This window comes from Vibrio penaeicida, assembly GCF_019977755.1.
Taxonomy (GTDB): Bacteria; Pseudomonadota; Gammaproteobacteria; order Enterobacterales; family Vibrionaceae; genus Vibrio; species Vibrio penaeicida.
This window is the reverse complement of sequence record NZ_AP025144.1, coordinates 1,765,397-1,777,830: the sequence shown is the minus strand read 5'-3', so window position 1 is coordinate 1,777,830 and position 12,434 is coordinate 1,765,397. Positions and strand designations below refer to the sequence as shown.

Sequence of the window (12,434 nt, the reverse complement as noted above, 5' to 3'; positions counted from 1 at the left end):
CGTGCCAGAATGTATGACGCATTAGATTTTTATTAGTTAATCTAATAATTTACCACCTATATGGAACTAACTCCACAAAACCCATCAGCTGATTCAATATCTCTTTACAATCCCTACAGACTTTATGAGCCAGCTCTCAAAGTTGATAACCTTAAAATTACATTTCAAATCAATTTAAACAATTTGAAATTAAATCGATGATTAAACAACCAAATTTAAACTTAAAGTTTATTTTTTAAGGAAAATTAATTTCGACTATGAACGTTTCAGCAAGAGCTTTATTGACAAGTATGTCGCTAACAAGCCATTTTCCACTCAATTACATATGACTGATTAAATGATTATTTAACCAATATTCTCAATATAGAGAATTCATTCTCATTTGTGATTCAAATTATTAACTTTTCTTTTTGATAAAACCTAAGAATCAACACCCACCCACATCTAATTGATTAAAAACAATTTTAATTTCCGAAACAAGCCAAAAGAATATCTCATAAAGTCAGTTATCTTTTATGCCTACCTTTTAATCAGCTTGACAAAAATTGACTCATCTTTAGATCAAAACGCACTCTTAGTTAGGATACGAAGCGTCAAAAAAATTGGGTCAATACGCATTCGTTAAAAGTACTAGATAAGTATTAATATATTCAGCGATATTAAGTCACATGTGGAAATGAATTCGATGGGTAGAGAAGTACAAATAAGAATGGGCTGGAGAATTCCAGCCCTTTGAAAGTAGAGAATTTTATATTAATCCCATTTAAAAGCGTTTTGATTCATAAGTTCACTCACTATTTCACTTGAGGTTGAAGTGAGTGATAAACCATAATCACCAGCATTTCCGATGACTACATCTATAGCCTGAGTCATTCCGGTTTCAGGCGTTACAACAAGCTCTAGAGTCGAACTATCACTAGAAACAGAAGCGGAAATATGACCAAGCAGAGATGAAAGATCGCTGCCATCTACTGAATCAGGCAAGATGTCCCTTAAGTCCATCTTATCGCCGATACTGGTATCGGTAGACAACGTAAAATCCGTAATCTGATCATGGCTTGAGGCACTGTCTGTTTCTCCTTTGTACCAGATAAACAAATCATTCCCACTGCCGCCAGTTAAAATATCGTTCCCACTACCGCCTACGAGAATATCTGAACCGCTATCACCATCAAGTATGTCATCTCCAGACAAACCAAATAAGCTGTCAGATAAGATTCCACCACCAATGGTATTAGCGCTACTATCGCCAATATTGTCGCTTACGACCAAGCTTCCGTTATCCAGCAAACGTTCAATTTTTTCTTCAGAAGATAAGCTATTTGGAGAGGCATGATCCAGTAATTCACTCAGTCCAACATTTTCTAATTCAATGGTTTGAATTACGCCGCTAACATCACTTATGGTAAGTACACTGCTACCGGAGCTCTCTGAGAGAGCAATATTGGATGCTAACGTAGAAAGACCTAGCAAGTTATCTGCTTCTACGATTGCGCTAATATCCAACTGGTCATTGTTAGCATCGAACTCTCGAACTATGTCGTGCCCTGCTGGCGAACTTAATGAGCCAGGTTGCCATACAAAAGAGTCTTGAGAGACAACACCGCTCCCTTTCGGATCACCATAAATAACTTCATTTTCATCGGTTGCGATGAGTATGTCATTACCCGTAGTAATAGACCCGCTGAACAACGCACCGTTAACCGTTACAATCACTGTTTCAGTAGAAATACCACCATGTGAATCTTCAACTTCAATTGTGAAGGTTTCCGTTTTTGTCACGCCGCTAATAAGGTCAGATGCATTGGGTTTGGTTTCGTCAATAACGTAAGACCACATCCCAGACTGATCGATACTAAGGTTTCCATATGTTCCGTTCGGATCGGATACAGACCAAAGCAGAGAAGTATTGTTTGAATCGGGATCTGACGCTGTAAGGCTTCCAGACGCTAACGCTGTAAACCCAAGTGTTGTTGTACCTGCAACATTTACAGCTGTTACCGTTGGTGCATCATTTCTGCCAGATACTGTAATAACGATGTTTTGGTTAGTTACACCGCCATTTCCATCAGATACTTGCACAGTAAAGGTTTCAGTATCTGTCTCACCTTCTCCTAACGCATCGCTGCCAAGCAACGCATTATTAACGGTGTACTCCCACTCACCTGAAGAGGCATTAAGTGTTATCTCACCATATTGACCAGTCGCGCTACCAACTAGCGACCAAGAGTGCGTATCCGTTAAATCTTTGTCTGATACGTTCAAGTCCCCTGTAATACTAGAAGCTGAGTCTTGAGAGATTCCACCCGATACGTCACCAGTAATTGATGGTGTATCGTTACTTCCTTGTACGTCGATTGTTACGGTTTTTGTTACCGTTTCAGTACCGTCAAAAACGCTGATCTGGAAGGTATCTTGTTCTGTCTGTCCAGCAGCCAAATTTTGTACGGCATCCGAACCATTTGCTAGCGTGTATGTCCATACGCCATTAGCATCTACCGTAATAGAACCATACGTCCCCGTATCACTACCAGTCACGCTCCAAGTATGTGTGTCGTTCACATCTACATCACTTACGTTCAGATCACCTGTCGTGCTCGACGTTCCGTCTTCGGATGTACTACCCGTCAGTGGACCACTCACGGTTGGAGTATCGTTGGTTCCCTTAACTGTGATTGAAACAGTCTGCGTATCACTCTCGTTGTGTTGATCAGACACTTTAATCTGATACTCAAAAACAATTTCTTCTCCTGCACCCAGCTCTTGAATGTCGGAGTGACTATTGTCTAAATCAAATGTCCATTCTCCACTCTGGTCGATAGACATACTTCCGTATGGAGAGTTGTCATTCAGCACCTCCCAGATATGGGAGTCAGGAGTATCTAAGACATCTGGGTCACCGGAGTTGAGCTGACCTGTCACCGTAATTACAGATTCTTCCTGCGCAGTTGCATCTGTGTCTGACGGAAGGTTACCCACAATAACTGGGGTATCATTTTCACCATTGATGGTGATATTGATGGTCATGGTATCAGTACCGCCGAATTTGTCGGTAACGGTCACAACCGCTGTATCTACAATTGAAGAGCCTTTGCCTAAGCTATTCACAGTTGTGTTGTTGCTGTCGACAACGTACTCCCACACACCTGTAGTAGGGTTAACTGTCATTGTTCCGTATGACGATGCAGTGGTTACGCTGTAACTCGAAATATCTGCTTCATCGACGTCTGCTGTTACCAAACTTCCAGATGCTGTCGTGATTGCCGTTTCCGCAACAACGCCGGTTGCATCACCAGAAATGACAGGGTCGTCATTCGTCCCCGTAATAGTTACAGTCACAGTTTCACGAGTGGTCACGCCAAAGCTGTCGACCGCTGTTACCACGAAGGTTTCCGTTACAGATGAATCCGGCGAAAGCTTCTCGACATGAGGTTGCCCGTTATATAAGTTGTAAACCCAGTTTCCGGCAGCATCAATCTCGAATGTTCCGTACGTCCCTTGAAGTGCATTACCTCCTTCTTTAGGTATAAAGGAAGCTGAATCATCAGAATTGGATTCCGTCGCATCCAATTTTCCTGAAGCTGGCGTGCTACTGTTTTCTTCTGCCGTTCCAGAAACATCACCAGAAACTACCGGAGCATCATTGGAACCCGTAACGGTAATTGTGATCGTTTCCGAAGACTCAAGCCCGAGCGCATCTCGAACAATGACATCAAAAGTTTCTGTAAGCGTGTCTGTTTGCCCTAAGTTTTGAACCGTCGCATTACTTTGATCTAGCTGATATTCATAACTTCCGGTCACAGCGTTAAGAACCAGCTTCCCGTATGATCCCTGCTCTTCATTCGCTGCTGTCTCATTCGGCAATCGCCACTCATGTACATCACCAACGTCAGGGTCGCCAGAATTAAGCGATCCAGCGACTTTACCGTCGTCATCAGTATTCGCAATACTACTCGTCAGTTCACCTGTTATGTTTGGTGAATCATTAGTGCCTCTAATATCAATTTCAACTTGAAGCTTTATTGGATTACCACTTGCGTCAACGGTGGTTTTTCCATATTCATCGACGACAACAACTTCGAAAGTTTCGGTAAGCTTTGCACCTTCTTTTAGTTGATTAACAGCCGCGTTTGAACTGTTGAGGTTATAGCTCCAGTTCCCTGATGAATCGAGAGTTAATGTACCGTATTGACCTTCACCCGTTGGTAAATGCCATGTTCCTGTACCGAGCCCTGTTGGCACGGTAAGTGTGCCTGAATCCGTTTCCGTTGTTTCTTCAACAACTTGTGCCGTTTCTATAACTGGGTTGGTTACTTCAACGTGATCAGCGCTCCCCACTACATCAATCGTAATAGTTTGGGTATCTGAGTCGTTGGATTCTCCTGAAGAGTCTGTCACTTTTACAGTAAACGTCTCTTGAACAACTTGCCCAGGCTCCAATGCTTGAACCAGAGGATTATTGTTATTTAAAACATAGTGCCATTTACCGGTTGCTGGATTGAGTTCCAACGTACCATATGTCCCTTCAAGCTTGTTATCGGGTTCAGCAGTACCGCCGCTATTAATTAAGCTCCAAGTATGCGAGTCCGCGACATCAGGGTCATTGGCTATTAGCTGACCAGATTCAGAAGTAAGAGAGTCTTCGGTCACAGAGCCTGAGATATCTCCGACAATGTCTGGCTGATCGTTGTTTGGTGTACCACCACCTCCAACTGGCGGAAAGCCAGAGCCTTGCACTTTAATGACAATTGGGAAAGGTGCCGACAAACCATCGTCTAGATCTTTCGCTTGGACATAAAATATGTCATCGGCAGTGGCGTTTGTTGCAGGCATTGTTTTTCCTGCATCTAAAGTGTAAATCCATTCACCAGTTGAAGAGTCGATACTTAAGGTTCCGTAGGTTCCATCGCTGTCTACAACAGTCCATTCCTTAACATCGTCAAGAGAATCAACATCAGTGGCAACAACCATACCTTTTGCGGATTCGGACTTCGTTGCTGTGACTGTGCCATCATCATCGCCGCTCACTACAGGCAAATCATTGGTTCCTTTGACAGTTATGGTGAGATCTTTACTCACAATCGCACCAAATTCGTCTTCAGCAAGTACGGTAAATGTTTCTACATAAGTATCGTCCTGACGCAAGCCTTGAACTTGCGGAGAATCATTGTTGATCAAATACTCCCATTGACCATTTTCATCAACAGTCAGCGTACCTAAATTACCCGTAAACGTAGAGGCAGCAAACTTAACTGTATCGACAGTATCCGTGTCAGTCCCATCAGCAACATCAATATCGATTTCCTGTACATCAAGATTTCCGGTCAACGAGACACTTGCACCTGAACCATTATCTTCGGTATACGTTGCAGCAACATCACCGATAATTTCTGGTTCATCATTGGTCCCAGCAATCGTAATAGTGAGCGTTTTCTCTACTTTTTCTCCTGCATCATCTTCGACAAAGACCGTAAACGTCTCCGTCAAACTTGTCGTCGGTGAAAGCTGTTGAATGGCGGTTGAATTTGCATCGTTTAGGGTATAACTCCACTGTCCTGTTGTCGGATTTACAACAAGAACGCCGTATGTTCCTTCTCCAGCGTTGGGGGGACCTGATATACCAAACTCTGCACCATCATCTTTATCTGGATCCCCTGATTGAAGCTGACCGGAAACAGCGGTTGCTCCATCTTCTGTGATCGTTTTAGACAATTGACTGCCTGAGAGTGTTGGTGCGTCATTGGTGCCTGTAATGGTTATCTCTACTTGAGATTCACTTTGTTGACCAAAGCTATCTGTCGCTCGCACTGTAAACGTATCAGTTGCAGTGTCGCCTTCATCCAATTGGTTAACTGAATTAGATGAATCATTGAGAGTAAACGTCCATTGACCATTACCATCAATAGAAAGAGAACCATAGCTACCAGATGGGTCTACAACGATCCAGGTATGTGTATCACTCCCATCAGGATCGCCAGACTCTAGTGTACCTGTCGTGGTATTAGGGGTTGGTGGCGTGCCCGTACCTGCAAGCTCTTTTATGCTGCCAGTATCGTCGCCGATAATACTAGGATCGGTGTTGGTCCCAACCACATTGATGGTGATTTCTTGCGTGGTTTTTCCTAAATTTCCGTCATCCACTTCAACAGTGAATGTATCCTGAGCTATTTCACCCGCGTCCAATTTAAGCGTCGCGTCTTTGGTTGAATCAAGTTGGTATGTCCACTTCCCAGTATCCTCGTCAATGGCAAGTGTTCCGAATGTGCCGGCAGGAGCCAAGACTTTCCAAGTGTGCGTATCCGTTGTATCGATATCAAGTGCAGTAAGTTGCCCTTCCGCTTCTTGCTGACCAGCAGTCGCTTCAATCACTGTTCCTGAAGTTTTACCTGTTATCGACGGATCGTCGTTGGTACCTTGAATGGTAATAACTAGGTTCTTTTCTGTTTTCTCTCCATGACTATCCGTTACAGTCACCCGATAGGTGTCCGTTAACGTTTCACCATCGGCAAGTGCCTGTACTCGGCTATTTGAATTTGTTAGCGCGTAATCCCAATTACCATCGGAATTCATCGTCAATTCACCAAACAGCCCTTTAGGGTTCAATACGGCAAACGTGTGAGTATCATCGGCATCTGGGTCACCGTCTAGAGCCGGAACATCGTTCGTTCCTTCAATCGTCACCACTACCTTTTTCGTGGTGGAAGCCCCTTCACTATCAGTAACTTTCACCCAATATTCTTCCCGAACGGTATCACCTACGTCGAGATGGTCGGCTTTGTCATTATCAAGTGTAAACGTCCACCATCCATAGGCATTAACACTGAATGTACCTAAGCTGCTTGGATGGAACTGAGTCACTTCCCATGTATGAGTATCGTTTTGATCGGCATCGCCAGGCTTTAATTTCTTAGATACGGATAACGTTCCGTCTTCTGTTACCGTACCCACTCTTGAACCTGTCATACGAGGGGTATCATTTGTACCCGTAACTTCAATCGTGATGAGTTTGGTATCAACTCCACCATTACCATCGTTCACGGTTACTGTGAAGAAATCATGTTCTTCCTGTCCCTCAAGCAGTCGTTGCACTCTTTTACTGCTGTTATTTAGGGTATACGTCCAGTCTCCATTTGCATCAATAGAAATGGAGCCGTATTTACCCACGCCAGCATTACTCACCGTCCAAGTGTGAGTATCAATCACATCGGCATCCGCCACATCCAGCGAACCTGTTGTGGTTAGAGTAGTGTCTTCTTTTACGTCCCCAGACTGTGCACCTGAAATAAATGGCTGATCGTTGTCCCCCGTTATGGTGATCACAACGTCTTGAGTAATGACGCCATTGTAGTCATCGGTAATTTCAACGGTGAACGTGTGCGTAACTTCCTGACCTTCAGCCAAAGCTTGCGCAGCGGTGTTGTTTATATCGAATTCCCATTCACCGGTCGCTGCGTCAATTTTAAATGTGCCGTAGGTTTGAGTATCGCTACCGAGCAATTTAAACTCTGTGCTATCAGGTACGTCAGGGTCTTGTATCGCTATCGTACCTGTTGCTTTTTGAAGTGACGCGTTATCTTCTTCAACATCACCTGTTGTTCCACCGGTTACAGTCGGTAGATCGTTGCTACCAACCACTGAAACTTCGATGGCTTTAGAAACGGTTCCACCTTTACCATCACTCAAGGTAACAGTGAAAGTTTCCGTTTCCTGCTGATTCTCATGCAGGCTGTTTGATTTCACAGCATCCAACACATACTGCCAGTTGCCGTTGTTGTCGATGGTTAGGTTCCCATATGTTCCCGTTCCACCACCGCTAACCGTCCATGTGTGTACGTCAATGGTGTCAACATCTGTAAAACTGATGGCACCGGTAGCGGTCGTTTGAGTGTCTTCGGTGACTGTATCTGAAAACTTACCACCCGTTACTACAGGAGCATCATTGGTCCCCGTTACGGTGACAGTCACTTCCTGAGTATCCGTTGCGCTTCCGTCGCTTACTTGAACAGTAAAGGTTTCCGTCACGACTTGCCCTTTTGCCAATGCTTGAACGGAACCGAGTGAATTATTGATTTGAAAAGTCCATTCCCCAGTAGCAGAATCAACGCCAAAATGACCAAATTGAGATGGATGAGTACTAACATCAGACCAAGTTAAATCAGTATTAGGTGAGGTATCGTTATCAGGGTCGGACGCGACCAATTGCCCCGTAGCAAGACCGCTGCCTACTGTATCTTCTACAACAGATCCTGTCATATCCACCGTCGAATCAATGACAGGTACATCGTTGGTGCCTTTTATACCGATCAAGACCTCTACCGTCGTTTCACCGCCATCTTCGTCCGTGACTTTGACTTGGTAAGTTTCAAACAGCTTCTGACCTTCTTTCAGGTAATCCGCTTTGCCGGGGATCAATTCAAACGTCCAAACCCCTTCGGCATTTATTTTGAAAATACCTACGCTGTCTGCCGGTGCAGTCCCGCCTACCACCGCAAAAGTGTGATTGTCGTTATCCAAATCCTGTACGACAAGGTTCTTCACAATGCGCGTTGTACTGTCTTCTTGGGTCCAACCACCCAAGCGCTCTTCTACAACGGGTAAGTCGTTAGTTCCTTGAATGGTGATTTCAACCGAGCTGGCTGTACCATCGGTAGTGGTGACTGGGTAGGTAAAGCTTTCACTTTCCCCGACTCTTAAATGGTCAAATGTGCTGCTGGCGGTAAAGGTCCAATTGCCGCTTTCGTCGATAACAAACGTACCAAGGGCGTTGGTAATGGTGTTGGCAACATAACTGTTGTCGGGTCCATCTACATCCGTGCTAGTCAGTGTTCCAGAAGAGGTCAACACACTGTCTGTTTCAACGAGCGTGACCGAATCTGACGACACAACCGACGCATCGTTGGTGCCTTTTATACCGATCAAAATTTCTACCGTCGTTTCGCCACCATCTTCATCCGTGACCTTGACTTGGTAAGTTTCAAACAGCTTCTGACCTTCTTTCAGGTAATCTGCTTTGCCAGGGATCAATTCAAACGTCCAAACCCCTTCGGTATTAATGTTGAAGAGACCCACACTGTCTGCTGGTGCAGTTCCGCCTACCACCGCAAAGGTGTGATTGTCGTTATCTAAATCCTGAACAACTAGATTTTTAACAATGCGAGTTGTACTGTCTTCTTGGGTCCACCCACCCAAGCGTTCTTCTACCACAGGTAAATCGTTAGTACCTTGAATGGTGATTTCAACCGAGCTGGTTGTGCCATCGGCGGTGGTGACTGGGTAGGTAAAGCTTTCATTTTCACCCACTCTTAAATGATCGAATGTACTGCCGGCGGTAAAGGTCCAATTGCCGCTTTCGTCGATAACAAACGTACCAAGGGCGTTAGTTATGGTATTGGCTGTAAAACTGTTATCCGGTCCATCGACATCCGTGCTAGTCAGTGTTCCTGAAGAAGTGAGCACGCTATCTGTTTCCACAAGCGTGACCGAATCTGACGACACAACCGACGCATCGTTGGTGCCTTTTATACCGATCAAAATTTCTACCGTCGTTTCACCGCCGTCTTCGTCCGTGACTTTGACTTGGTAAGTTTCAAACAGTTTCTGACCTTCTTTCAGGTAATCCGCTTTGCCGGGGATCAATTCAAACGTCCAAACCCCTTCGGCATTAATGTTGAAGATACCCACGCTGTCTGCCGGTGCGGTTCCACCCACTACGGCAAAGGTATGATTGTCGTTATCTAAATCTTGCACCACAAGATTTTTAACAATGCGAGTTGTACTGTCTTCTTGGGTCCACCCACCCAAGCGTTCTTCTACCACAGGTAAATCGTTAGTACCTTGAATGGTGATTTCAACTGAGCTGGTTGTGCCATCGGCGGTGGTGACTGGGTAGGTAAAACTTTCATTTTCACCCACTCTTAAATGATCGAATGTACTGCTGGCGGTAAAGGTCCAATTGCCGCTTTCGTCGATAACAAACGTACCAAGGGCGTTGGTAATGGTGTTGGCAACAAAGCTGTTGTCGGGTCCGTCTACATCCGTGCTAGTCAGTGTTCCTGAAGAAGTGAGCACGCTATCTGTTTCCACAAGCGTGGCCGAATCTGACGACACAACCGACGCATCGTTGGTGCCTTTTATACCGATCAAAATTTCTACCGTCGTTTCACCGCCGTCTTCGTCCGTGACTTTGACTTGGTAAGTTTCAAACAGTTTCTGACCTTCTTTCAGGTAATCCGCTTTGCCGGGGATCAATTCAAACGTCCAAACCCCTTCGGCATTAATGTTGAAGATACCCACGCTGTCTGCTGGTGCAGTCCCGCCTACCACCGCAAAGGTGTGATTGTCGTTATCCAAATCCTGTACGACAAGATTCTTCACAATGCGCGTTGTACTGTCTTCTTGGGTCCACCCACCCAAGCGCTCTTCCACAACGGGTAAGTCGTTAGTTCCTTGAATGGTGATTTCAACCGAGCTGGCTGTACCATCGGTGGTGGTGACTGGGTAGGTAAAGCTGGCCTCTTCTCCAACACGAAGGTGATCAAATGCACCATTGGATGAAAACGTCCAGTTTCCATCAGCATCAATGACAAATGTGCCAAAATCGTTAGTTGTGGTATTGGCGGTAAAGCTGTTATCCGGTCCATCAACATCTATGCTAGTCAACGTTCCTGAAGAAGTAAGAACACTGTTTGTTTCAGTCAGAGTTCTGGTATCAGCTGAGACGGTAGATGCATCATTAGTTCCGAGCACTGTGATAGTGAGGATCGCCGTGTCTGTTCCACCCGCTTCATCAGTAACGGTGACCGTTACTGGAATAGCAAGCGTCTCTCCTTCCTGAAGATAGTCATAACTACTCGCATCAAATGTATAACTACCATCATCATTGAAGGTCAGCCCTTCAATTGTGTCGGTAAGAGAGAAGCTTAAAACGCTGCCCGTTGGTAGGTCGATATCGGTGGCATCCATTTGCCCCGAGAAGGTCTCATCTTCATTTACTGAGAAAGATTCAGCCTGAGCAACAGGGGCATCATTTGTGCCCGTAATTGTGATCGTTAATGTACCTGAACCAGAACCACCTAAATTATCTGTCGCAGTGTAAGGAATAGTAATAACCAGTTCTTCACCTTCAGACAGTGAATCATAACTTGATGCATCAAACGTATAGCTACCATCCGTGTTGAAAGTTAAACCAACAGCAGTCGACGTTGTTGAGTAAGTCAGGCTTGCTCCAGGTGGAAGGTCTGCGTCTGTCGCCAATACTTGTCCAACAATAGACGTATCTTCATCCAAAGCGGCATTAAAGTTTTGAGCAGAAGGTAACTGGTTGATCGCAGCAATTTGCAAAAGATTGAGTAAAGAAAGGCTCTGCGTTTCAGATAAGCCCTGGCTTTGTATTCCAGACGTATCAAAAGATGTCGACGCTAAAACCTGTGCGTCTGTTCGTTCAATTTCACCTGATAAGCCAATTGACGACCCACCAGCCCCACCACCAGCAGCAGGAGCAAGTTCTTCAATTTGGGTCGGATCCTCTCCGGCCTCTAACGCTGCAAATATTTGGTCAATCTCTGGATCGGTATCGAGAGCAATCAGCTCACCATCATCACCAACAATAGAAGTTGCTGGCAGATCGCTTTCTGAGAATAGTAACAACCCACTTTCATCTTGCAGAACGATCTCTCCTGCAAGTAATACTGTATTTGCAGGTACAATTTTGATGTTACCCGCAATATCGATAATTAGAATTTTTTCTTTTGATGGTGGTTCAACCCCTGCAGCAGAGGCAAAATCCACAAGCAGCGTAGGGTCTTGACCTGATTCAATTGTCGCCAATATTTGGTCAATGTCCGTTGAAAGCTCCGGCTCAGCCTCTTTCACAGGAAGCTCAGCCAAAACAACCTCATCATCTATAGCGACAAAGACTTCCCCAGGTAGGAGTGCATAATCCTCAGAGACAATTTTCAAATCACCTCGAGTGTCTATTACGATAACTTTACCCAGCGCAGACAAGCCTGCAGAAAATAAAGGAGAAAAAGCGGCCATATTTACAACTCCCAGAGAAGCAAACCATCACGTACTTATGACTAAATTACGCAACTTAAAATGAACTGATAAACGCTGAGATAATAAGCAACAATAATTTATTTAAAAGCTTACAGAACCGATGCTTATATTGGAATTCTACTTATCTCAACCGATATTATTTGACCATTTTAAGTATATGTATTTATTAACACTTATCAGTTTCAAAAGTGAGAATGACACTATTTAACTTATTGTCTTCGAAAACATTCAATAGCTTATAGAAGACAAATGTCGCAATATGTAGCTCACTCATTTATTTGTATTTTGCATGCATCTCATAAATGAGATTATAATTACGATAAAATACATATAGATAAAAAAATAACTTAACTGGAGAGGTAAAGTGAAAGGACGTT

The 12,434-nt window shown here is 44.3% G+C and carries 1 protein-coding gene; it reads right to left on the bottom strand.

The features are described from left to right. Window positions 1–753: 753 nt before the first annotated feature. Complete coding sequence (locus tag LDO37_RS08110) at window positions 754–12,036, bottom strand: VCBS domain-containing protein (RefSeq protein WP_224055403.1); 11,283 nt, start codon at window positions 12,034–12,036, stop codon at window positions 754–756. Window positions 12,037–12,434: the final 398 nt, after the last annotated feature.

Excerpts from the sequence above, each read along its gene's own strand:
- LDO37_RS08110 (WP_224055403.1), bottom strand. The coding sequence starts at position 12,036 with ATGGCCGCTTTTTCTCCTTTATTTTCTGCAGGCTTGTCTGCGCTGGGT.